Source organism: Providencia sp. PROV114, assembly GCF_032704305.1.
GTDB lineage: Bacteria > Pseudomonadota > Gammaproteobacteria > Enterobacterales > Enterobacteriaceae > Providencia > Providencia rettgeri.
In genome coordinates this window covers 1842941-1865963 of record NZ_CP120528.1, presented here as the reverse complement: position 1 = coordinate 1865963, position 23023 = coordinate 1842941, and the positions used below count along the sequence as shown (strand labels likewise).

At 42.3% G+C, this 23023-nt stretch carries 22 protein-coding genes; 4 read left to right on the top strand and 18 right to left on the bottom strand.

Annotation, left to right across the window (positions count from 1 at the left end; translation table 11 throughout):
• Window positions 1–10 precede the first annotated feature (10 nt).
• The 12 genes from holB to yceD all read right to left on the bottom strand — a co-directional run bounded on the left by holB (window position 11) and on the right by yceD (window position 9853).
• Window positions 11–1003: a DNA polymerase III subunit delta' gene (holB, locus tag P3L37_RS08055; RefSeq protein ID WP_109911600.1), complete on the bottom strand. Its 993-nt coding sequence runs from the start codon at window positions 1001–1003 to the stop codon at window positions 11–13.
• Between the two features lie 24 nt (window positions 1004–1027).
• Window positions 1028–1657, bottom strand: a complete 630-nt coding sequence (gene tmk, locus P3L37_RS08050) for a dTMP kinase (RefSeq protein ID WP_109911599.1) — start codon at window positions 1655–1657, stop codon at window positions 1028–1030.
• Between the two features lie 5 nt (window positions 1658–1662).
• Window positions 1663–2685, bottom strand: a complete 1023-nt coding sequence (gene mltG / locus P3L37_RS08045; RefSeq protein WP_004911817.1) for an endolytic transglycosylase MltG — start codon at window positions 2683–2685, stop codon at window positions 1663–1665.
• Between the two features lie 52 nt (window positions 2686–2737).
• On the bottom strand, window positions 2738–3568 hold the full coding sequence (gene pabC / locus P3L37_RS08040; protein ID WP_109911598.1) for an aminodeoxychorismate lyase: 831 nt from the start codon (window positions 3566–3568) through the stop codon (window positions 2738–2740).
• Between the two features lie 150 nt (window positions 3569–3718).
• Entirely contained in the window at window positions 3719–4969 is a 1251-nt protein-coding gene (gene fabF, locus P3L37_RS08035) for a beta-ketoacyl-ACP synthase II (protein ID WP_004911823.1), read from the bottom strand.
• A gap of 78 nt (window positions 4970–5047) precedes the next feature.
• Window positions 5048–5284, bottom strand: a complete 237-nt coding sequence (gene acpP, locus P3L37_RS08030; protein ID WP_004253236.1) for an acyl carrier protein — start codon at window positions 5282–5284, stop codon at window positions 5048–5050.
• 155 nt (window positions 5285–5439) lie between these two features.
• Entirely contained in the window at window positions 5440–6174 is a 735-nt protein-coding gene (gene fabG, locus P3L37_RS08025; protein WP_109911597.1) for a 3-oxoacyl-ACP reductase FabG, read from the bottom strand.
• A 7-nt stretch (window positions 6175–6181) separates the two neighbouring features.
• On the bottom strand, window positions 6182–7114 hold the full coding sequence (gene fabD / locus P3L37_RS08020; protein WP_004911826.1) for an ACP S-malonyltransferase: 933 nt from the start codon (window positions 7112–7114) through the stop codon (window positions 6182–6184).
• Between the two features lie 18 nt (window positions 7115–7132).
• The gene (locus P3L37_RS08015; RefSeq protein ID WP_004911829.1) at window positions 7133–8083 is read right to left on the bottom strand and encodes a beta-ketoacyl-ACP synthase III; all 951 of its coding nucleotides are present in this window, start codon (window positions 8081–8083) and stop codon (window positions 7133–7135) included.
• Between the two features lie 9 nt (window positions 8084–8092).
• The gene (plsX, locus tag P3L37_RS08010; RefSeq protein ID WP_004911832.1) at window positions 8093–9133 is read right to left on the bottom strand and encodes a phosphate acyltransferase PlsX; all 1041 of its coding nucleotides are present in this window, start codon (window positions 9131–9133) and stop codon (window positions 8093–8095) included.
• A 12-nt stretch (window positions 9134–9145) separates the two neighbouring features.
• Window positions 9146–9316: a 50S ribosomal protein L32 gene (rpmF, locus tag P3L37_RS08005; RefSeq protein WP_004253223.1), complete on the bottom strand. Its 171-nt coding sequence runs from the start codon at window positions 9314–9316 to the stop codon at window positions 9146–9148.
• A gap of 12 nt (window positions 9317–9328) precedes the next feature.
• Window positions 9329–9853: a 23S rRNA accumulation protein YceD gene (gene yceD / locus P3L37_RS08000; RefSeq protein ID WP_004911841.1), complete on the bottom strand. Its 525-nt coding sequence runs from the start codon at window positions 9851–9853 to the stop codon at window positions 9329–9331.
• A 143-nt stretch (window positions 9854–9996) separates the two neighbouring features.
• Between yceD and P3L37_RS07995 the strand changes: the two genes are divergently transcribed.
• Window positions 9997–10584: a Maf family protein gene (locus tag P3L37_RS07995; RefSeq protein ID WP_004911844.1), complete on the top strand. Its 588-nt coding sequence runs from the start codon at window positions 9997–9999 to the stop codon at window positions 10582–10584.
• A 43-nt stretch (window positions 10585–10627) separates the two neighbouring features.
• Here P3L37_RS07995 and rluC read toward each other — a convergent pair whose 3' ends face one another.
• On the bottom strand, window positions 10628–11587 hold the full coding sequence (gene rluC, locus P3L37_RS07990) for a 23S rRNA pseudouridine(955/2504/2580) synthase RluC (RefSeq protein WP_109911596.1): 960 nt from the start codon (window positions 11585–11587) through the stop codon (window positions 10628–10630).
• A gap of 543 nt (window positions 11588–12130) precedes the next feature.
• Between rluC and rne the strand changes: the two genes are divergently transcribed.
• Together rne and P3L37_RS07980 are read left to right on the top strand one after the other, a co-directional pair.
• Complete coding sequence (rne, locus tag P3L37_RS07985; protein ID WP_110731993.1) at window positions 12131–15427, top strand: ribonuclease E; 3297 nt, start codon at window positions 12131–12133, stop codon at window positions 15425–15427.
• A 198-nt stretch (window positions 15428–15625) separates the two neighbouring features.
• Window positions 15626–15916 carry a putative quinol monooxygenase gene (locus tag P3L37_RS07980; protein ID WP_004253191.1) on the top strand — a complete coding sequence of 97 codons (291 nt, stop codon included), beginning with the start codon at window positions 15626–15628 and terminating at the stop codon, window positions 15914–15916.
• A 346-nt stretch (window positions 15917–16262) separates the two neighbouring features.
• Here the strand turns inward: P3L37_RS07980 and P3L37_RS07975 are convergent, their stop codons facing one another.
• The 3 genes from P3L37_RS07975 to P3L37_RS07965 are packed head-to-tail and all read right to left on the bottom strand — an operon-like array spanning window position 16263 to window position 19962.
• Entirely contained in the window at window positions 16263–17078 is an 816-nt protein-coding gene (locus P3L37_RS07975; RefSeq protein ID WP_109911594.1) for a dimethyl sulfoxide reductase anchor subunit family protein, read from the bottom strand.
• A gap of 2 nt (window positions 17079–17080) precedes the next feature.
• A complete protein-coding gene (locus P3L37_RS07970) occupies window positions 17081–17629 on the bottom strand; it encodes a 4Fe-4S dicluster domain-containing protein (RefSeq protein WP_004911860.1) in 549 nt (182 codons plus the stop codon).
• A gap of 2 nt (window positions 17630–17631) precedes the next feature.
• Window positions 17632–19962 carry a molybdopterin-dependent oxidoreductase gene (locus P3L37_RS07965; RefSeq protein WP_004911861.1) on the bottom strand — a complete coding sequence of 777 codons (2331 nt, stop codon included), beginning with the start codon at window positions 19960–19962 and terminating at the stop codon, window positions 17632–17634.
• 207 nt (window positions 19963–20169) lie between these two features.
• Here P3L37_RS07965 and P3L37_RS07960 point away from each other — a divergent pair, with 207 nt between their 5' ends.
• Window positions 20170–20859 carry a helix-turn-helix domain-containing protein gene (locus P3L37_RS07960; RefSeq protein ID WP_109911593.1) on the top strand — a complete coding sequence of 230 codons (690 nt, stop codon included), beginning with the start codon at window positions 20170–20172 and terminating at the stop codon, window positions 20857–20859.
• 79 nt (window positions 20860–20938) lie between these two features.
• Here the strand turns inward: P3L37_RS07960 and tmaR are convergent, their stop codons facing one another.
• Window positions 20939–21271 (bottom strand): PTS system regulator TmaR, encoded by a 333-nt coding sequence (gene tmaR, locus P3L37_RS07955; RefSeq protein WP_004253179.1) that lies wholly within the window; start codon window positions 21269–21271, stop codon window positions 20939–20941.
• A 124-nt stretch (window positions 21272–21395) separates the two neighbouring features.
• Window positions 21396–22679 carry an MFS transporter gene (locus P3L37_RS07950; RefSeq protein ID WP_272667357.1) on the bottom strand — a complete coding sequence of 428 codons (1284 nt, stop codon included), beginning with the start codon at window positions 22677–22679 and terminating at the stop codon, window positions 21396–21398.
• Window positions 22680–23023 lie beyond the last annotated feature (344 nt).

Here is a 23023-nt window from a genome sequence, read left to right as displayed (position 1 = left end):
TTAACTCTTTTTAAAATGTAGGGACAGCCAATGAAGCTTCCCATTGTAATAATTGATTTGTCAGAATCAGTTCCTGATTCAATGCAGGAACTGTCAGTAATTGATGACGGCAATATAACCACTTATCATACATATTTATTAACTGAGTACGATTCATAGCACCGGCTAATTGTAGGACTTGAGACTGCTGATCTTGGTTGATGCAAAAAGCCCCCGCACCTTGTTGAATTTTAATGGCATCCGCAAATAAGCTGAGTAGCCAATTTAAGGCATCAGGCACCTCATCGATATTCAAACTAGGCAGCAAACTCAACATATCACCCGTTTGCAATGCATGGCTTAAACTATGACATAGTGCATTACGTTTTTGCCAACGTTGTTCGTCCAATAAAGCTAGCGCAGAAACCGGTGCACCTTGGCATATTTTTAATGCCGTTATCGCATTTTCAGTAGCAATACCTGGTTTTTGCTTTTGCAGCCAATAGAGTGCTATTTGTAAATCGGGTGCAGGTAAGAAATGACTTAGACAACGGCTGCGAATAGTTGCAAGCAAATCCTCTTGTTTATCACTTCCTAATAAAAAATAAGTGTCTTTTGCTGGCTCTTCCAATGTTTTCAATAACGCATTAGCTGCCGCATCCGTCAATGCCTCAACTTGTGGAATATACACCACTTTATTACCACTTTGTTGGGCATGGCGACTCAAGGTTTCAATTAATTTCCTAACCGCATCGACACTAACAGTCGACTTTCCTTTATCTACCTCAAGAATATGATAATCAGGATGATTGCCTGCAAGCATCAAACGGCAACTGTGGCATTGTCCACAGCTTTTTAGCCCGTCTCTTTCTTGGCAAATAAGCCAACGACTAATTCCATAGCATAGCGCTTGCGCACCATTTCCCGGCATTGAATGAAGCAGTAACGCGTGGTGGCCTCGACCGCTTTGGTACGCAGTAATGATTTGTCGGTAAGGTTCATTTAACCAAGGATACCAATTCATGGGATTAATACCTTATGTGGTTTATCAAGCACGCGCTAACCATTCGGTCAGCGTTTGGCGAATATCATGCTGTACTTGCTCAATGTTTTGGCTTGCATCAATAGTGAGTATCGTTTCATCAGCCGCGGCCAACTCAAGATAACGGCGGCGTGTTCTTTCGAAAAATGCTAACGACTCTTTTTCAATTCTATCTAATTCACCTCTAGACCTTGCTCGCTGCAAACCTAATTCAGGTGGTAAATCAAGGTATAACGTTAATGAAGGTTTGAAATCCCCCAACACTAAGTCACGTAATGATTGCATCAAATGACGGTCAATTTCACGTCCACCACCCTGATACGCTTGGGAAGATAAATCATGACGGTCACCGACCACCCATTTGCCCGCCGCTAATGCAGGACGAATCACTGTTTCAACCAGTTGTACACGGGCAGCATAAAGCATGAGCAACTCAGCCTTATCAGTGACCTTATCACCCGCAATGCCTTGCTTTACTAGCTCGCGTAATTTTTCTGCCAGTGGGGTGCCCCCAGGCTCACGAGTGAATACAATATCTGTGATCCCGGCTTGGTTCAACGTATCGACAACCGTGTTGATTGCTGTCGTTTTACCAGCGCCTTCAAGACCTTCAATAACAATAAATTGGTTTTTCATTTTTATCAGTTTTGCTGTTCAAATTGGCGGTAAACTTTAACGGCACGATTGTGGTCGTTTAAATTACGACTAAAAGTATGCCCACCTTTACCATCTGCGACAAAGAATATGTAATCCGTTTTAGCTGGATGTGCTGCAGCTTTTAACGATGCAAGGCTTGGCATCGCAATCGGTGTGGGTGGCAAACCATCAATCTTATAAGTATTGTACGGAGTATAATTATCTAAATCACTACGATAAATTTTACCGCGATACTTGTCGCCTAACCCATAGATGACGGTTGGGTCGGTTTGCAAACGCATATTTTTCTTTAGGCGGTTAACAAACACGGAAGCAACTTGGGCCCTTTCACTATCAACACCGGTTTCTTTTTCAATAATCGAAGCCATAATAAGCATTTCATAGGCATTTTTATAGGGTAAATCCCTATCTCGCCCTTTCCACTCTTCATCAAGGCTGTTTTGCATACGTTTATAAGCACGTTTCAGGATTTCAGCATCTGTTGTTCCCGCTGTGTATAAATAGGTATCAGGATACAACCATCCTTCTAAAGTACCTTCCTCGTTAAACCCAATAAGCGCATGCAGTTCTGTCGGGGTTAAGTTGGTGGTTTTATGCTCTAAATAAGGCGCATCTCGTAAAATATTACCCCAATCACTCAAGCGATTACCTTCAATAAAACGGATTGAAAACTGTGCTTCTTTACCACTCACAATTAATTGTAGGAGCTGTTCAACGTTCATTCCCGGTTGCAGGCGGTAAGTTCCCGCTTTTAGCTGAGCCAGTTCAGGACGTAGCTTGAGCAACCATTGGAATTCATTCCCTTTTTCAAGAATTTTATCTTCAATAAGTAACCCTTCAAATGCAACACGCCCAGTTCCTGCAGGAACTGTGAAGATTTTTTCTTGTGTGATACTGATAGGCGTTTTGGCATAGTTCAATACCTGACGGTATTGCCAATAGACAGCGACTGCAACAATAGCAGCCAAGGTAACGGCGATGAGAATGATTTTTTTGGCTAATTTCATTTATTGACCATTTCAATGCGTGTGTTGGTAATAATTAATTCATTTATAAAAACTAAATTTTGCAACGCAAAAATAAATACTCAAACAACTCACGAGACGCAAATTGCAATGGCGGACACTGTTGACTCATTTGAATGCTTTGTACTGGTAAAACTGGCATCAACGTATTACAAATAATCACTTCATCACAATGAGTTAACACGTTAGCAAAGCGTTCGACCTGCTGAAGATGGTACTGGCTATCCTCTAGTAGTGATATGATCTTTTGTCTCATTAATCCATTTACCCCACTATGAGATAAAACTGGGGTGTATACTACTTGCCCAACTCGCCAGAAAACATTCGCACTACAACATTCAACAATAATACCGTCGGTGTCTAGCACAATCGCTTCATCTGCATCAAGTTCATCAACCTCTTGTTTGATAAGAACTTGCTCCAGACGGTTGAGGTGTTTCATTCCTGCTAGTAATGGGTTACGAGCTAACGGAATTTGGCTGAGAACGAGGCGTGCCCCTTTACACTGTAGCTGAACATAATTATTTGGGAAGGGAGAAACACTGACTATCACCGTCGGCGAGGTAAAACCTTTCGCGCTATATCCTCTACCGCCTGCACCACGACTTAGGATAACTTTAATCACAAACTCATCTTGAGTTTGCTCTGCACAAATCTGCTTTAGATGGTCTACTAAGCTTTTCCAATCTGGCTGTGCAATTTTTAATCTTTGGCTATCATGCTGTAACCGGGCAATATGCTCATTTAACATTTTAGCTTGCTGATTAACGCCATGTATGGTCGTAAAACAGCCGTCCCCAAAAGAGACTGCGCGATCAGTAACACTTATTTGCTGGCAAAGTTGCCCATTAACCCAATATGACATTGATAATACTTATAATAAAAGCTGATAAATCAGACAGTAATCAAGTGGGATTATCATAAACTAAAGCGAAGAACTGTGCAAAGAACTGGACAAAATAAAGCCCCAGCCACATTAAGTGACTAGGGCTAATTAATAACGGTAATAGATTAATTATTCGCCGTGATAACGACGGAAAATTAATGAACCGTTGGTGCCACCAAAACCAAATGAATTACACAGAGCGAACTCCATGTTCTCAACTTTACGTGCTTCACCTGGAACAAAGTCCAGTTTGCACGCTTCATCTGGGTTATCCAGATTAATGGTTGGCGGTACAATTTGATCGCACAATGACAAAATAGTAAAAATTGACTCAATAGCACCCGCAGCACCCAGTAAGTGACCTGTCATTGATTTGGTTGAGCTAACTAATACCTCTGTGCCTTCACCAAATACATTAACAACCGCTTGTGCTTCTGCCAAATCACCGGCAGGAGTTGAAGTACCGTGAGCATTGATATACCCCACGTCACTGGCTTTAATGCCTGCATCTTTCAGTGCATTTTCCATCGCAAGTGCAGCGCCCGCACCATTTTCAGGTGGTGATGTCATATGATAAGCATCACTGCTCATCCCAAACCCTGCAATTTCAGCATAAATTTTTGCACCGCGCGCTTTCGCATGTTCATATTCTTCAAGAATAATAATACCTGCGCCATCTCCCAGAACAAAACCATCACGGTCTTTATCCCATGGGCGACTTGCCGCTTGCGGGTCATCGTTGCGAGTCGATAATGCACGCGCTGCACCAAAACCGGCCACACCGAGTGGTGTAGTCGCTTTTTCAGCACCGCCTGCAACCATTACATCGGCGTCACCGTAAGCAATCATACGTGCTGCATGGCCAATATTATGCACACCTGATGTACAGGCTGTTGCAATTGAAATACTTGGGCCACGGAAACCGTACATAATGCTTAAATGACCAGCCACCATATTAATGATGGTCGATGGTACGAAGAATGGGCTTACCTTGCGAGGTCCACCGTGCAGTAATGACTCACAGTTGTCCTGAATTAAGCCTAACCCACCAATACCAGAACCAATCGCTGCACCAATTCGAGTAGCATTGGCTTCTGTTACTTCCAATCCAGCATCTTTAAAGGCTTGAAAGCCCGCGGCGATACCATATTGGATAAATGGGTCCATTTTCTTAGCATCTTTGCGGGAGATGCCAAATTCTTCGTAATTGAAATCTTTTACTAAGCCAGCAAATTTAGTTGCGTGGTTAGTAGTATCAAAATGATCGATTAGGCTGATACCACTCTGTCCGTCACAAACAGCTTTCCATGATGACTCAACTGTGTTGCCGACAGGAGATAACATGCCCAGTCCGGTTACGACTACACGACGCTTAGACACGTATTTCCTCCAAGGAGGGAAAAGTTACAAAAGGAACATAGGCGATCGAGTGATCGCCTAGATAAGTTTTTCGTACAATTATTTAGATGCGTTCTCGACGTAGTCAATCGCAGCCTGTACTGTTGTGATCTTTTCAGCTTCTTCGTCAGGGATTTCGCAATCGAACTCTTCTTCCAGAGCCATAACCAGCTCAACTGTGTCAAGAGAATCAGCGCCCAAGTCATCAACAAATGAAGCTGTATTTACAACTTCTTCCTCTTTAACACCCAGTTGTTCAACGATGATTTTCTTAACGCGTTCTTCGATAGTGCTCATACTATTAAAATTCCTATCAAAACTCGCTTTCGCGATGGTTTTCGTAGTTTATGAAATACAGGAAAAGATACAACCCAATCCCGGCTGTTGGAACTATTATTTTGCATTATTTAGCGTTAGATAACACTAATAATGCAAATAGTTCCATCATTTCTTTAGATCATGTACATGCCACCATTGACATGCAATGTTTCACCTGTGATGTAAGCAGCTTCATCAGAAGCTAAAAACGCTACAGCACTGGCAATTTCTTGTGCATCACCCAGTCTATCCGCAGGAACCTGAGATAAAATGCCTGCACGCTGTTCATCTGTCAATGCTTTAGTCATATCAGTTTCGATAAAACCAGGTGCAACGACGTTGACAGTGATACCACGAGAAGCGACTTCACGAGCCAATGATTTACTAAAACCAATTAACCCTGCTTTCGCTGCTGCATAGTTAGTTTGCCCCGCATTTCCCATCACACCGACAACGGATGCAATTGAAATAATACGTCCACAACGTTTTTTCATCATGGCACGCAAAACGGATTTAGACAAACGGTAAACGGATGAAAGATTGGTGTCAATAATATCTTGCCATTCATCTTCTTTCATACGCATCAATAGGTTATCACGAGTGATACCTGCATTATTAATCAAAATATCAATTTCACCAAATTCTTCACGGATTTTGGTCAAAGTTTCTTCGATTGATGCTGCATCAGTCACGTTTAACGCTAAACCTTTACCTTTACCATCAAGATAAGCGGTAATGGCTTCTGCGCCTTTTTCGCTGGTTGCTGTTCCGATAACGGTAGCACCACGAGCAATTAATGTTAAAGCAATAGCTTTACCAATTCCACGACTCGCGCCTGTTACCAGCGCAATTTTTCCTTCAAAGCCCATGTCGTCCTCAGCTATTTTCTAAAGCAGTGCTTAATGATACAGGATCATTGACTGCGACGGCAGTTAAATTAGAGACAATTCGCTTGGTAAGACCAGTCAATACTTTTCCTGGGCCTACTTCAATAAGATGTTCAACACCTTGATCTGCCATTAATTCTACTGTTTCCGTCCAGCGTACTGGATTATACAGTTGACGGACTAAAGCATCACGAATATTTTGTGCCGATTTCTCAATTTTAACATCAACATTGTTAATAACTGGATAGTCTGGCTCACAAAAATCAATTTTTTCTAACGCTTCGGCTAATTTATCAGCAGCTGGCTTCATTAATGCACAATGAGACGGGACGCTAACAGATAATGGCAACGCACGTTTAGCCCCCGCTTCTTTACATGCGATACCCGCACGTTCAACTGCGGCTTTTTCACCCGCAATCACGACTTGGCCCGGTGAGTTAAAATTAACCGGTGAAACAACTTGGCCTTGAGAAGCTTCTTGGCAAGCTTTTTCAATTGATTCGTTATCCAAACCAATAATGGCATACATCGCACCAGTGCCTTCAGGAACGGCTTCTTGCATGAGTTTTCCGCGCAATTCAACCAGTTTAATCGCTTGTTTAAAGTCGATAACACCCGCGCAAACTAAAGCAGAATATTCACCAAGGCTGTGACCCGCCATGATCGTAGGCATCGTGCCATTTTTGTCTTTCCAAACACGGAAAATAGCCACAGAAGCTGCCAATAAAGCAGGCTGTGTTTGCCATGTTTTGTTTAATTCTTCTTCTGGCCCATTTTGTACTAACGCCCAGAGATCGTAACCCAATGCTTCCGATGCTTCAGCGAATGTTTGCTCAACAAGCTGATTTTCTTCAGCCAATGCTGCTAACATCCCTAAAGACTGAGAACCCTGTCCGGGAAATACCATAGCAAATTGTGTCATGTCTATTTTCTCAGTTAATTAAAAACGAACCAATGCAGAGCCCCAAGTGAAACCGCCACCGAAGGCTTCTAAAAGCACAAGTTGACCACGCTGAATACGACCATCACGCACCGCTTCATCCAACGCTGTAGGAACTGATGCTGCTGAAGTATTACCGTGACGGTCTAATGTGACAACGACTTTATCCATTGTCATATCTAATTTTTTCGCCGTCGCAGAGATAATTCTTAAATTTGCTTGATGTGGGACCAACCAATCAAGTTCTTCTTTGGCAATACCGCTTTGTGCCAGTGTCTCATCAACAATATGTGCTAATTCGCGCACTGCAACTTTAAAGACTTCATTACCTGTCATGGTCAAATAGGCAGGGTCTTCAGAGCAACGGCTACGATTAGGTAATGTGAGTAAATCCCCATAACGGCCATCGGCATGTAAATGCGTCGAAATAATACCCGGCTCTTCAGATTCGCCGATAACAACAGCCCCTGCCGCATCACCAAATAAAATAATCGTGCCACGATCTGCTGGGTCTAATGTTTTAGATAAAGCATCAGCACCAATAACTAATGCTTTTTTGGTCATACCTGTTTTGACGAATTGATCAGCAATACTAATCGCATAGGTAAAACCTGCACATGCTGCTGCGACATCAAATGCCGCACAATCTTGAATACCTAGCATCTGTTGAATTTGGCAAGCAGCGCTAGGAAAAGCGTGAGTTGCTGATGTGGTTGCAACGATAATCAAACCAATGTCAGTTGCATCGACTTGCGCCATGTCTAACGCATTTTTGGCAGCTTGAAAACCCATCACTGAGACACTTTCATCTTCGTTGGCAATTCTTCTTTCATGTATGCCAGTGCGTGTCACAATCCACTCATCAGAAGTATCAACCATTTTTTCCAGATCAGCATTGGTACGTACTTGTGCTGGTAAGTAGCTGCCTGTTCCTAAGATTTTACTGTACATAGCCATAGGTTATTGATCACTCCTGGGTAAAACAATATTTAGTCGCGCTGTTATTCTTTCTGGGACTTGTTTTTCAACAGCTTGTACTGCGCGGTCAATAGCCGCTTTGAAAGCGCCTTCATTCGCTGCACCATGACTCTTGATGACAATACCTTTTAATCCTAACAGAGTCGCACCGTTATACTGGTCGGGGTTCATGTCCCCAAAACGTTTCATTAAACGTTTTTTTAACCATTTTTTCGCCAGTTGCATAAACCAACTGCTTTTTTTATGTTGATCACCGGTCGATTTTATCAATGAAAGGATGACGCGTATTACGCCTTCCATCGTCTTCAATGAGACATTACCTGCGAAGCCGTCACACACTAACACATCGGTTTTACCTGTCAGTAATTCGTTACCTTCTACATAACCAATGTAATTAATTGATGATGTTTCTTTTAATACTGAGGCGGCTTCGCGGATATTATCCAGACCTTTACTCTCTTCTTCGCCAATATTCAGTAACGCGACTCTCGGTTTAGAAATGTTAACCACTTCTTCTGCCATCACGGAACCCATTACGGCAAATTGGACTAGCATATCACTACTACAGTTAACATTAGCGCCTAAATCTAGCACAACTGTTTGGCTTTTTTGCTGATTAGGTAAGATGGTCATTAGCGCTGGGCGCTCAATCCCCTCTATAGACTTTAGCATTAATTTTGCTAGCCCCATCAGCGCACCCGTATTCCCCGCACTCACGCACGCTTGTGCCTGCCCTGTCTTCACTAACTCTAAGGCCACTCGCATCGAGGTTCCTTTGCTTTGTCTTATCGCATTTGATGGTTTTGCATCGTTTGCGATAATACCGTCCGCAGGAATAATTTCGACACGCGAAATTTGCTCAGCACTTTGGTGTGCAAGCAAAGGTTGAATGGCTTCGGGTTGACCGACAAGCAGTAATTTGAGTGCTGGATTAGATGCCAGTGCCTGCAATGCAGCAGGCACCGTGACGCGGGGACCAACATCCCCGCCCATAGCATCTAACGCAATGGTTAGATTAGCCAAGGTAACAACAAATTACTTGTTGATAACCTTACGGCCACGGTAGTAACCATCTGCAGTCACATGGTGACGCAGGTGAGTTTCACCGGAAGTTTTATCTACAGAAACTAGGGTAGCAGTCAGTGCATCATGTGAACGACGCATACCGCGTTTTGAACGAGTTGGTTTATTCTGTTGTACGGCCATTGACCTTACTCCTTAAGTACTTTTCTTTAAACTGGCTAATACGGCAAATGGGTTTGGTTTTTCTGCCTCGGGAGGCAGTTCACCATACACCATGTCCGCTTCGGACACTTCACAGTGTTCAGAATCATGAACCGGAACAACTGGTAAGGATAGAATTATTTCATCTTCTATCATTCCCAGCAAATCTATTTCACCAAATTCATCAATTTGAATCGGTTCGTAGAGCTCCGGTAATGCTTCGGCCTTTTCGTCATTGACGACAGGACTAAAACAATACGATACGTAGGCATGATGCTTGAAATTTTTTCCGCAACGTTGGCATTGGAGGGTGAGATCCACATCGGATTTCCCTTCGATAACCGTGAGACGTTGTTTATCAATATTAAATGATAATTCGGTTTCTACATCACTGTCTACACTGACTACTGATTCTGCAAGACGTGCAACTTGCTCAGGTGTATAACTCCCGACATAGTCGAGGTTTTTCTGAGCTGCACGCTGCGCATCGATAGTCAGGGGTAATTTTACCTTTTGCATAAGGCGCGCATATTAACTTTGTAATGAGCTATAGTCAAAGAAAAAGGCGGGGTAAACTCGCCTTTTCACCAAAAAACCGTAGGTTTTACGTTTTATAGTTTAAAATGAGTTAACCCTTTTGGCTACGAGTTTCGAGAAAAATCATGAAATCGATTATTTTGGCGTCAACTTCAACCTACCGACAAGCCCTACTAAAAAAACTGGGATTACCTTTTTTAGCAGTGGCCCCCAATATTGATGAGTCCCCCATTTTGAATGAGTCGGCTCAGGCTTTAGTTATGCGTTTATCTCATGCAAAGGCTAACGCACTCTCAGCTCAATACTCTCAGCACTTGATTATTGGCTCTGATCAAGTTTGTGTTATTGATAATAAAATTATGGGGAAACCGCATAATTTTGATAACGCTTTTCAGCAGCTTAAATCCGCGTCAGGTAATAAGGTCACTTTTTATACTGGACTATGCCTGCTTGATACTGAAACAGATAAATTTAATGTGCAGTGTGAATTGTTTCACGTTCATTTCAGGCAACTATCTGATGCAGAAATAACGAATTACCTACTTAAAGATGAACCTTATCAATGCGCAGGGAGCTTTAAATCAGAAGGACTAGGAATTAGTTTATTTGAGCGTTTAGAAGGGCGTGACCCCAATACGTTAGTTGGGCTTCCGCTTATTTTATTACTCGAAATGTTACGTCCACACCAAGTTAGCCCATTATTTGATAATTAATCCTTTATACTGGCAGGGAAAACCTGCCAGTTAATCAAATGACTTACTTTTCTGCTTTACGGCTACGTAATATTTTTAGGCAGTGATTCAATTGGTTATCTAAAGGGGCTTGCAAACGCATCTCTTCACCCGTTTTAGGGTGCGTAAATTTCAATGCACTCGCATGCAAAAATAAGCGATTTAAACCTGTCCCTGCCAGTTGGCTATCAAATTGCTTGTCACCGTACCGGTCATCAAATGCAATAGGATGCCCTGCATAAAGTGTATGAACACGTATTTGATGTGTCCGCCCCGTGACAGGGCTCGCTTTTACCAAAGTTGCATTATCAAACCGTTCTTCCACTTTAAAACGCGTCTCTGACGGTTTTCCTTCACTGCTCACTTTAACGACTCGCTCGCCACTTTGTAGAATGTTTTTAAGTAAAGGGGCTTGAATAACTTTCATGTGCGACTGCCAGTTGCCTCTTACGAGTGCTAAATAATCCTTTTGCATTTGTTTCAAACGCAATTGTTCGTGTAACGCTCGAAGTGCTGAGCGCTTTTTAGCCACCAATAAAATACCTGAGGTGTCTCTATCAAGACGATGAACTAACTCAAGGAAACGCGCTTCTGGACGTAACGCTCTTAAACCTTCAATAACACCAAAGCTTAAACCACTCCCACCATGAACAGCAGTTCCCGATGGTTTATTCAGTACTAAGAGAACGTCATCTTCAAATAAAATGCAATTCGCTAATGCAGCGACTTTATCCAATTTCGCCGAAACCGGTGCGGTTTCACGCTCAGCAACCCTAACGGGAGGAACGCGTACTTGGTCCCCTTCGACTAATTTATATTCAGGCTTTATCCGCCCCTTGTTAACACGCACTTCCCCTTTGCGGATAATGCGATAAATCATACTCTTTGGCACACCTTTAAGTTTAGTGAGCAAAAAGTTATCGATACGTTGCCCAGCTTCGTCATCGCTGATGTCAATAAATTGAACTTGATTTTGTGTATTCATTCGGGAATGCGTTAACTCTAATTGATTAAAATATGCGCTTATTTGCTTTCCCTATCATACCGACTCCACAAAATTTTTTATGTTTTTTTTTAATTTGGTTATTTTCTGCATGATTTATCCTATTTCTAAATAAAATTTCCATATAACTTCCGTATCGACTTGCTATAATAGCTATGGCAATGGAATAATATGAAGTTGCTGAGATGTTTAAAAAACGAAAGTTAACGTTTTATAGGATTTCTTATTTGATGGCGTAACAATGCAGCAATGGCGTAAGACATTTAGCAACATCAAATAAATTAGCGAGCAACGAATTTTGGCTTATTGGGTTAGGAACTTCCGTTTTCTTTAATAACTTACGGCATCCTGATTAAGAACGCTGAATTTTTAATCTAAAAATCAGGTTCACCGAATACTGCGCGTCTCTATACGAACGACTGCCGCGAGGCAGACGGTTTTGTAAAAATCACGAGGCCATCGGTTTACAGTAGCTCTTTCTTTCGCTGCTCTTTATTTAAAAGAAAATAATGAGTAAGTAATAACATGAAAAGAATGCTAATAAACGCAACTCAACAGGAAGAGTTGCGTGTTGCCCTTGTTGACGGGCAACGTCTCTATGATTTGGATATTGAAAGTCCCGGTCATGAGCAAAAAAAGGCCAACATCTATAAAGGTAAAATCACTCGTATCGAACCTAGTCTTGAAGCTGCTTTTGTTGACTACGGCGCTGAAAGACACGGTTTCCTTCCTATCAAAGAAATCGCTCGTGAATATTTCCCAAGCAACTATCACTCTCAAGGCCGTCCTAACATCAAAGATGTGTTAAAAGAAGGCCAAGAAGTTATCGTTCAAGTGGATAAAGAAGAGCGTGGCAATAAAGGTGCGGCGCTAACCACCTTCATTAGCTTGGCAGGAAGTTACCTCGTTTTAATGCCAAATAACCCACGTGCGGGGGGCATTTCACGTCGTATCGAAGGCGAAGATCGAACTGAACTAAAAGAAGCACTGTCTTCTTTACAAATTCCAGACGGCATGGGCTTAATCGTTCGTACCGCAGGTGTGGGTAAATCTGCAGAATCGCTGCAACAAGATTTACTCTACCGTTTACGTCACTGGGAAGCGATCCAAAAAGCCGCTGAAAATCGCCCTGCACCGTTCTTGATTCACCAAGAAAGTAACGTTATTGTCCGCGCATTCCGCGATTATCTGCGCCCAGATATCGGCGAAATTTTGATTGACAACCCAAAAGTTGTCGAAATGGCACGCAACCATATCGAAGCTATCGGCCGTGGTGATTTTGCAAGCAAAATCAAACACTACAGTGGTGATGTTCCACTCTTTAGCCACTACCAAATTGAATCACAAATCGAATCTGCGTTCCAACGTGAAGTTCGCTTGCCATCAGGCGGTGCATTAGTAATTGATACCACTGAAGCATTGACCGCTATCGATATCAACTCTTCACGTTCAACACGTGGTGGCGATATCGAAGAAACTGCGTTCAACACTAACTTAGAAGCGGCTGATGAAATTGCACGCCAATTGCGTCTTCGCGACTTGGGTGGTTTGATTGTTATCGACTTTATCGATATGACACCCGTTAGGCATCAACGTGAAGTTGAAAACCGCCTACGTGAAGCGGTACGTCAAGACCGTGCACGCATTCAAATTGCACGCATCTCACGCTTTGGGTTATTGGAGATGTCTCGTCAACGTTTGAGCCCTTCTTTAGGTGAGTCAAGCCACCATGTGTGTCCTCGCTGTTCAGGAACCGGAACCATTCGTGACAACGAATCACTTTCTCTGTCCGTTCTTCGTCTTATTGAAGAAGAAGCACTGAAAGAAAATACCCATGAAGTGCATGCCATTGTCCCCGTACAAATCGCCTCTTACCTGCTGAACGAAAAACGCAAAGCGGTCAGTGATATCGAACAACGTCAAAGCCATGTCCGTGTTGTTGTTGTTCCTAATGACCAAATGCAAACGCCTCACTTCCATGTGATCCGCATTCGTAAAGGTGAAGAAGTCAATACGTTAAGCTATAACTTAGCGCAATATCACGAAACAGAGACGTTAAATCAGATTGATGAAACGACATCTGAACGTAAAACACCTGAGCAACCTGCAATTTCTGCTTTTGCACTGCAAGAGCCTGTAGACATGTCTACAGTGAAACCAAAAGAAACTGTAACAAAAGCACCTGTTAAATCAGCGGCGGCTGAACCTGCATCCCCTAGTTTGTTCAGCAAAATTGCGGCATTCTTTAAAGGCCTGTTTGGCGAAGAAGAAAAAGTGGTTGAGAAACCAGCGCCGAAAAACCGCAATAATAATGAGCGCCGTCGGAATAATGATCGTCGCAACAATAACCGTCGTAATAATAATCGTCGTGACCGCGATGATACTGATAATCGTGACAATCGTGATAACCGTGATAATCGCGACAACCGTAATGATCGCAATAATCGTAATGCATCAGCGGATGAAACGAATAATCGCAATAAAGGTCGCAACAATAAGAATACGAACACGCAAGACGAGCAAACAACTGACAATGCGAATCGTGATAATCAGCAACAACGTCGTGAACAACGCGCTGAACGTCGCCGTCGTCAAGATGAAAAACGTCAACAGCAAGTTGCTAAATCACAACAAGATGTTCAGCAAGACAATGTAGAGAATGCGGCTGAAAAGGAAGAAGAACAACGTCCTGTTACGCCACGTCGCCAACGTCGTCAATTGACACAAAAAATCCGTGTAACAGACAACGAACAAGTTGCTGAAGTGACTGAAGTCGCGGAGGCAATGCCTGTTGCTGCATTACCAGCACTCGTTGCCCCTACTACCCCAGTTGAAAGTGACGCACAAACTGACGACCTGCAAGAGTTAAACACTCAAGCAGAAGGCGAAGAAAAGCAAGACACCATCATTCCACGACGCTCACGTCGTTCACCACGTCACTTACGTGTCAGTGGGCAACGTCGCCGTCGTTATCGTGATGAACGCCATCTAACTAAATCACCAATGCCATTAATCGCTGCCGTTGCCTCACCTGAGCTGGCGTCTGGCAAAGTATTTATTCATTACCCAATTGCCCAGCCTCAACAAGAAAGCATGGCAATCATCACTAATGAAGAAATGCTTGAACAACAAAGTATTAATAATGCTCCTGTAGCAGAAACGACAAATGTTACCCCGTCACAAAGTAGCGTGGCCGTCACTCCTGTCGTGGCTGAGGAAGTTAAGCAAGAGTCGCATGACACTCCAGTGGAAACCGTTAATACTGAAGAAACATCTTTAGTTAACGAAGCAACCACTGTCGATCACATGGTTGAATCAGCACCAATTGCCATCGATGAAACTAACGGTACACAGGAAGTTGAAACCGTCGAAGTAATAAAAGAGACTGTAGAAATAGCGGCTGAGATTATTGAGCCGCAAGTTGAAACAGCTCAAACAGAAACGGTTGAAAGCGTTACTATCGTAGACGAACAAACGGCGCCTGTTATTGTCAATGAAGAGGTTAATGACGTCGTTGAAGAAACGCAGCTTCCTCAAGTTACTATCACGACTTCAACTGAAGTAGTCAGTGTCGAGGAAGTTATCGAACCTGTTGCCGTAGCTGAACCAGCAACGGTAGCAAGCAGCCCAGCGGTCAGCTTACATAAACGTCATGCTTATTCTCCAATGACAAAAGCACCAGCCCCTGCAGTTGCTGCTGCACCATTTGAGATAACAGAATTCCAGCGTGAAGCCTCTACCTTTGAAGGTAAAGGTGGCGCAGGTGGCCACGTTGCTTCAAACGTCGCAACCTCTGAAATGGCAAAACCTGCTGATTTCTAACAACTCGCTAGCTGTAAACATAAAAGCCTTGATAGGAAACTATCAGGGCTTTTTTATTACAATACATTTCATGAATAATAAATTTTTTAATTAAAAAAAACTCATCATCTCGCCAGTTTTTTACATTGAGCTCTCAACGAATTTGTGTTTGTATTGCTGTGTTTATACACAGTTATTTTATAAAGAAAAGGGAAATATATGTTAAAAGTCATTGCGGAAGATTTTATTCAAAGCGAAGCGATTGAGATTGTTATGCCGCTATACCGTGAATTGGTCGCTGCAACTAAACAAGAACCATTGTGTATCAGTTATGACCTTTACGTTGACCAAAAAGATCCTGGGCACTTTATTTTTATCGAGGAGTGGCCGAATCAAGAAGCGCTCGATATTCACTGTGCCAGCGAACATTTCAAACGCCTAGTTCCTCTAATCAACAGCTATAAGCGTTCGGACCCTATTATCAAACTGATGAATGGTGCTTTTGAATAAGCACATTAACTAAACGTGCCCCCAAGCATATAACTAGAACCCATACACAACACTACAGGCCGAATTCTGATATCGACAAAACCTACATAATCCGCTAAATAGTTCGGCCTGTCGCTAGGCGGCAAGCTAAACAAGACCCTAGGAGCATACACGAGTATGTGACTAGGGCGAGTGTGCGACGCCCGCAACACGACAGACTGAAATATGATGAATACATAATCCTCTAAATAGTTCGGCCTGTCGCTAGGCGGCGAGCTAAACAAGACCCTAGGAGCATACACGAGTATGTGACTAGGGCGAGTGTGCGACGCCAACAACGCGACAGGCCGAAATATGACGAGGATTTTTAGAACCAAGGAGCTTGGATCATAACCGCCCCATAAAACAATGCACGACCGGCCAACTCTCCGCTAAACATCGCCAACATTATCAATACAAGTAAGACGGCGGATGGTCGTTCCTTGTATACTTTTACCGCCATAATGCAAGGCAATATCATACTCATCACTACTTGCCACCATAGCAAGTAGCTCCCGCCTTGGCTTGCAGGTAATTGTAAGCGAATAATCTGTGCAATTAATACCAATGCAACGCCTATCAGCACGCCAACTTTAATGGTCGAGGGTAAGAACTTGCCTTGCCCAATAACAAATAAGGCTACTAGACTAAAACCAAGGACAATTGCACTGCCTATAAACGCGATTTGGGTTGCCGGTGTATGCCATAATGGGTGAGCAACCATTTGATAATAGACTTGTGCTGTGACAAGTATAGCGGCTAATCCACCAATCCCACTGATCCAGCCTAATATCGTATTGCGCGTGTTTACTGTGGGTTGCAACCAGCAAGATAGAGCCCACAAAGTGATAACACCATTTAATAATACAAATGTCACAGCCTCGCGACTTAGCCATGAATGACTTAGCCCCAGAACGGAACGGTATGCTTCGAGAGGCACACCTAAATGCCCCATTGACATAGATGAACCAATAACTTCAATCAGCCATATCAATAGCACTGCGCGACGTAATACAGAGCCTGATAATAAGGAGCCCTGACAGGCTTTCATTTGGTAAATGGTTAATGCGAGAACAGCACCAATCCCCCATTGGCTCATCACTGTAAAAAATACTAGTGGGAGTTCCATATGTTTAATATCCATAATTAATCCTCCATCCCAATGATCACAATATTTGGATGACTGATTGTGTGATCGGGCATGTTGTAACGCTGTTCTAGTACCGCCCAGTTCGTCGTGTGCTTTTTACGTAGTTCAGTGATATCACCAAACTCAATGGCACCCGTAGGGCAAGACTCCACACACCTTGGCAGTAGGCCTTCATCTAACCGTTCCGCACACATATTACACTTGCTGGTTTTCCCTTCTGCTGGGTCAAAGACAGGAGCATGATATGGACAAGCCATAATACACATCTGGCAACCAATACATTTCTCATGATCTTGAACGACAATACCGTCCGCCCGTTTGGTATAGGTGTCTGCTGGGCAAACTTTTAAACACTGTGGGTCATCACAATGGTTACAAGACATCGTAATAAATGCTTGAGTATTCGGTGAATCATCATTGAATTCACGAACTCGACGCCACAAGACGCCCGGCGGGGTCACATTCTCAGATTTACAAGCCATTGAACAAGTGCGGCAACCATAGCAATCTTTTGTATTTATTAAGAAACCATATTGCTTGACCATGATTAAGCCTCCCTTCTTACATCAACTAACGTACTATTACAGCAGTGTCCCGTTCCCAAATGTTCAACTTGGTCATTCGTGACATGACTGCTGCTCCCCCCCTGTTGTTCCCACCAGCCGTTATCCAGTGAAATTACGCCTTTTTTAATATGCGTTGTCACGACAGCAATGGCTCGGTGTTCTCCTCGGTCATTAAAGGTGATTGCCCATTCCCCATTCTTAATACCTCTGGATTTAGCATCTTCAGGGTGAATCAAGACATTCGGCTGGTTTCGTTGTACTTCAAGGATCCATTCATTCATTCCATGACTTGAATGCACACTACGCGCTAACTTGCGCTGAACCGCCATCAAAGGATACTTTTTGGCTAATTCAGGTGAACCTTTAACAGACTCGGTCACTTGGTAGTAAGCGACGACAGGTGAAAAATTTTTCTTTTGCCAATCTTCAACAAATAAGTGTGCTTTTTTGGTTGATGTCCTAAACACACCATCTTTGAACGGTATCCAATCCCCTTCGACTGGGCGTACTGGCCCTTTTTCTAACATTTGGCGAGTGATACCAGAGCCGACTAAACAGGCATCAATATAGTGCTCTATTGGCTTATTAAATACGTCGCCAAACCCGAAACGTTCTGCTAATCGGGCGAAAATCCAATAGTCGGGTTTTGCTTCACCTGCTGGCTCAACCGCCTTTTCCATTAATTGGACATATTGGCTACGAACGCCCGCCATCAAACTGGTATCTTCAAAAATAGTGGTCACCGGTAAAACTAAATCAGCATATAAGGCTGTTGAGCTCATGAGGTTATCGGCTACCACAACAAATGGAACTTTCTTTAGTGCTTCGCGAACCTTGTTGGTATTCGGCAATTGGGTCATAACCCCCATCGTCATAATCCACCAGAAATTAATCGGATGTGGCTTTTCATTGACGATAAAATCGCCAACTTTCGCTACAGGAATGGGAGGAATGTTTTTCACATTCGGCGCCGGTGGCACTATTGGACTAAAATTAGCCATTTGCCGAGCTCCGCCAGCATCACAAACACCCGCCCCTCGTTTACCTATATTTCCAGTCAATAAGGCGAGATAGAACTGGCTTCCTGCGACATAAGCGCCATGTTCGGTTCGTTGTGCTCCTGACATGTTTTGCACAATCATTGAAGGAGTTATTGATGAGTAATCCCGAGCAAGACGTACAATAGTTTCCGTTGGTACATCCGTTTCTTCACTGACCCGGGCAATATCCCAACCTTTTGCTTGCTGGTAAATTTGTTCAAAAACAGTGGTGTAATTCAAATCCTCTGGAAGTTCATGTTGAAAAAGTGCCGGTTTAATGCCCGATGAATCATGACGAACTAATTGTCTGCTTAATGTGTCGAAAACTAAATAGCTGTCCTTATCATCTTTGTTTTGCCTGACTTGTTTTTGATTCGCATCGACCAAATAAACCGCGCCAGTATGAGCCCTCAAGAAATTTTCATCTATCCGGTTTTCTTCAATAATAATTTTAATCATACCTAAAGCAAGCGCGGTATCTGTCCCTGGAATAATAGGTATCCACTCGTCCGCTTTTGCAGCTGTTTCACTAAAACGCGGATCAATCACCACTAATCGAGCGCCATTTCTTCTCGCTTGGTTATAATTTTTAAAATAGGCTTGCATCGTAACAGCTGGGTTATTGCCCCAACACAGGATATAACGGCTATCCGCTATCGTATCGCGGGTATCTGCATACCTCAGGCCGAGCATCGGGATCATCGCAGCTGTTACAGCAGAGCAACAAAGTGAACCCGCTTGTTTCGTTGACCCGCCTAAATAATCAAAGAAAGCCTTCCCCATATCATTTTTAATCGAGTCCATATTTCCGGCATGAGTGGAAATAAACAACCCTTCATTACCATATTTATCAATGGTCTCTCTAATATTTTTTTCAATAAGATCCAGCGCCTCATCCCAACTTATCGGTTTGAATTCAGCTTTACCTTTTTCGCCTACTCGTAGTAATGGTGTTTTGATGCGTTGGTCATGATAGACCCATTTAGTTCGGCTCATACCTCGCAAGCAACATTTGACATTAAACCCTTCCGTCGCCTGAATTTTCATCAGCTTACCTTGGTAGGTATATGCGGTTAGGTTGCAATGCAAACACTCCATTGCACAAGTTGACCGAAATGTTTTGTAGTCCGACAGTTTGAGTCGCACCTTCGGTAAGGGTTGATTGCTGTTTCCTTGTGCATAAGAACAGGGGGCGATACTCGCCAACCCTACAACGCCAAGCCCTTTGAGTAGAGTTCGGCGTTTCAAACGTAGTGAATTTATCGTTTTCATTATAGTAAACCTCGACATTGCCTTTATAAGTACACTATATATATACGCTATTCACTAAAGATGAACTTGAGTAGCATCAATAATTCTATCTATTTATAGGTAATGAGGTGCTACCGCTTTCGGATTATTCTTCTGCGTTATTGGTTCGTTAGCAGCGCAAGGCAACTCATGGTAAAATTTCAGGACTTGTTAAACTGAGGTTTATGTATGTCTACTCTGCAAGGTGTTAATTCTGTTGATATAGCCGTAAGCATTTTAAATTATATTGCTCAAAATGGGGGCATTGCTCGTGCAGCGGATATTTCAAAAGGTTGTGAGATATCAAAAAGCCGTCTACATAAATATTTGGTTTCACTGTGCCGTACACAAATGCTGTACCAAGATACTCAAACTAGCCGTTATGGTTTAGGCCGCAATTTAACCTTCTTAGCTAATTTTGTTAAACCTGAAGACTCATACATCGACGCCATTAACAATAATTTGATTCAATTTCGCGATGAACAAAACGTTTCAACAGGCATAGCCACGCGTCTAGGAAAGGCACTGTCTTTAGTGAAATATAATCGTAGCTTCAAAAATATTGAAATTGACTTTTTACCTAACACGCCATTGCCTGTCGTAAAAAGTGCAGCTGGGCTGATTTATTCTGCATTTGATAACCAATTTGGTTCGCATTCCTATTCGCAGGACGAAATTAATAAAGTTATCCAACAAGGCTATGCCATCCGTTACCAACCAACTGAAGGAATTCCCGGAGCGCAATCTATTGCTTGTCCTGTATTTAATGGCGAAGGCCAGCTTGTCGCAGCAGCAGTGACGATGGGATTTATTGCAGAAAATGAAATGGAAAGGTTAGCAACCGCATTAATCAAACAAGTTAATAGGTTAAATTTATAATCACTACGTGCGGTCAATGCTATCTATCAACTCAAGTCAAAAACAATAAAGCCGAGATGACCTCGGCTTTACGTGGTAATTATTTCACATCAATACGCGGTAATTCACCCATCTCTTTGAGCTTTTTCGATATTTCACGACGTTCTTTGGAGAGTTCAGCGTTCTTGATAATATAATCATCAACACGATCATCATAATCACTACGCATATTCGCAATAATTGCCTGAATATCTTCAATCGACATACCTGGTTTTATATATTCACTCAAGTTATCCAGCAGCAAAACACGCTTCTGGTTATCACGAATTTTTTTCTCATTGTCGGTGATTTCACGACGAATTTTATTTTTGCGACGAAACATACGCACAAATTCCAGAACATTTTGGAAAGACGGCTTGTTAGCGTTGTCCATGTTTAAAACCCTCTAGTCAATATTCAAAACGCATTATCTATTAACACAATACAATCTAATCCTATTGAGTTACAAGCCCGTTTCGCATATTTATCAAATTATTCCGCTGAAAATTGATTTCACTTTATACTTTAACGACCAAATTTTCGGAGTGATCTTGATTACATTTATTTGTTTGATCTTTTTCTCTGATTTCTTGATGACCTGCCCCATCACCTCTGAGACAAAATGCAGATAATATCGTCGTAATAATAACAAATATCCCCATGACCAGATAGGTATCAGCAAAACCAATTTTATCATACCCCCAACCCGCTAATGGCGATAAAATACTTGCAACGACAGAGCTCATGCAACTAAAGCCAACCAAATAAAGTGTCGATGACAAACGTTTATCGAAATGAAGACTGTTATATTTAAAAATCGCGACTAACAGAATCGGGAGCTCAACGGCATGCAGTAATTTCATTATCGATATCATAATCGCGCCATCAACTAGGCCTGAACCAATAATGCGTAGCGCCATGACAGAACTCGCAAACAGCAATCCATTTTTAGCACCAATTCGGTTGACGATAAATGGCGCTAAAAACATTCCTCCTGCCTCCAAGAAAACCTGCAATGAATTTAGATAACCGTACATCTCATTACCTAATTGCTCACTTTGAAACTGATGGGCAAAATACACCATAAATTGCTGGTCATACACACTGTATATACAGGTACCTAATACAAACAATATCAAAGCCCAAAAATGGGGCTGTACAAACAATTGCAAAGCATCTTTCACAGTGATGGCTGAAGGTTTACCATGTTCAGGGCTATTATAGGCATCTGCGTTTGCCGTTTTTAAATTCAATAAAATAACTAAAAATAATAAGCCTGAAACGGTTGCCATAATAAAATTGTAATCAGGGTTCAGGTTAATATTACGCCCAGCAAAAAACGTTGCAGTCGCCCAACCCAATGAGCCCCACATCCTCGCTTTTCCATATTCAAAATTACGTAATCGGCTAACTCGCTCTGTATAAGATTCAAGTACACCAATGCCCGCATGAAAAGTCATGCCAATAAACAAACCACCAATAACACTACCCAAAAACACATTCCATCTTAGCAACGTACCGAAAACCATAAAAAATGGCCCAGATGAAATCAGTAGAACTGCAATAAATAACAGTAAATTTTTTCGTAATCCTAATTTATCTTGCATAAACCCATAGAGTGGCTGTGCGCAAAGTGCCACAATCGAAATACAAGAGAAAATAAATCCTGTATCCGCCCCATCCAAGCCAACATATTTACGCAGCCAGATTGCGACGACAGAAAACGTTGATGACCACGTGAAAAAGAAAAAAAACAATAATGCACTCAAAGAGGCATAATACTTTCTTGAGCCACGATTCATATTTCATCACCTATCAAAAATTATCTTGATGAAATGTTAAGGTTAACATTAATTTCAAACCACAAAATAGCCTGTTAATTGTGATGTTAATCACTAATGTTAACGTTAACAATTGATATATGTGATATCAATCACGATATACTCTCGCAAATTAATGACGAATGTCTGCTGGGTAAAGGATTTCATCAAATCATCCAAGTTATGCGGCTCTCAATCTCACCCACTCAATATCAGATAGCCTTAGTTTAGCTTTTACGGTAGATAAGGTATCATTAATCAACAAGGTATAGTGAATAGCAATAAATTAACCACTATCAATCTACTATATAATCATCAAAATGGTG

Bases quoted from the DNA above. Each gene is read 5' to 3' on its own strand.
- rluC (WP_109911596.1), bottom strand. From the start codon at position 11,587: ATGAATACACAAAATCAAGTTCAATTTATTGACATCAGCGATGACGAA.
- yceD (WP_004911841.1), bottom strand. From the start codon at position 9,853: ATGCAAAAGGTAAAATTACCCCTGACTATCGATGCGCAGCGTGCAGCT.
- mltG (WP_004911817.1), bottom strand. From the start codon at position 2,685: ATGAAATTAGCCAAAAAAATCATTCTCATCGCCGTTACCTTGGCTGCT.
- holB (WP_109911600.1), bottom strand. From the start codon at position 1,003: ATGAATTGGTATCCTTGGTTAAATGAACCTTACCGACAAATCATTACT.
- P3L37_RS08015 (WP_004911829.1), bottom strand. From the start codon at position 8,083: ATGTACAGTAAAATCTTAGGAACAGGCAGCTACTTACCAGCACAAGTA.
- pabC (WP_109911598.1), bottom strand. From the start codon at position 3,568: ATGTCATATTGGGTTAATGGGCAACTTTGCCAGCAAATAAGTGTTACT.
- P3L37_RS07950 (WP_272667357.1), bottom strand. From the start codon at position 22,679: ATGAATCGTGGCTCAAGAAAGTATTATGCCTCTTTGAGTGCATTATTG.
- tmk (WP_109911599.1), bottom strand. From the start codon at position 1,657: ATGAAAAACCAATTTATTGTTATTGAAGGTCTTGAAGGCGCTGGTAAA.
- P3L37_RS07975 (WP_109911594.1), bottom strand. From the start codon at position 17,078: ATGGATATTAAACATATGGAACTCCCACTAGTATTTTTTACAGTGATG.
- P3L37_RS07965 (WP_004911861.1), bottom strand. From the start codon at position 19,962: ATGAAAACGATAAATTCACTACGTTTGAAACGCCGAACTCTACTCAAA.
- P3L37_RS07980 (WP_004253191.1), top strand. From the start codon at position 15,626: ATGTTAAAAGTCATTGCGGAAGATTTTATTCAAAGCGAAGCGATTGAG.
- P3L37_RS07960 (WP_109911593.1), top strand. From the start codon at position 20,170: ATGTCTACTCTGCAAGGTGTTAATTCTGTTGATATAGCCGTAAGCATT.
- acpP (WP_004253236.1), bottom strand. From the start codon at position 5,284: ATGAGCACTATCGAAGAACGCGTTAAGAAAATCATCGTTGAACAACTG.
- rne (WP_110731993.1), top strand. From the start codon at position 12,131: ATGAAAAGAATGCTAATAAACGCAACTCAACAGGAAGAGTTGCGTGTT.
- rpmF (WP_004253223.1), bottom strand. From the start codon at position 9,316: ATGGCCGTACAACAGAATAAACCAACTCGTTCAAAACGCGGTATGCGT.
- tmaR (WP_004253179.1), bottom strand. From the start codon at position 21,271: ATGGACAACGCTAACAAGCCGTCTTTCCAAAATGTTCTGGAATTTGTG.
- fabD (WP_004911826.1), bottom strand. From the start codon at position 7,114: ATGACACAATTTGCTATGGTATTTCCCGGACAGGGTTCTCAGTCTTTA.
- fabG (WP_109911597.1), bottom strand. From the start codon at position 6,174: ATGGGCTTTGAAGGAAAAATTGCGCTGGTAACAGGCGCGAGTCGTGGA.
- P3L37_RS07995 (WP_004911844.1), top strand. From the start codon at position 9,997: ATGAAATCGATTATTTTGGCGTCAACTTCAACCTACCGACAAGCCCTA.
- P3L37_RS07970 (WP_004911860.1), bottom strand. From the start codon at position 17,629: ATGGTCAAGCAATATGGTTTCTTAATAAATACAAAAGATTGCTATGGT.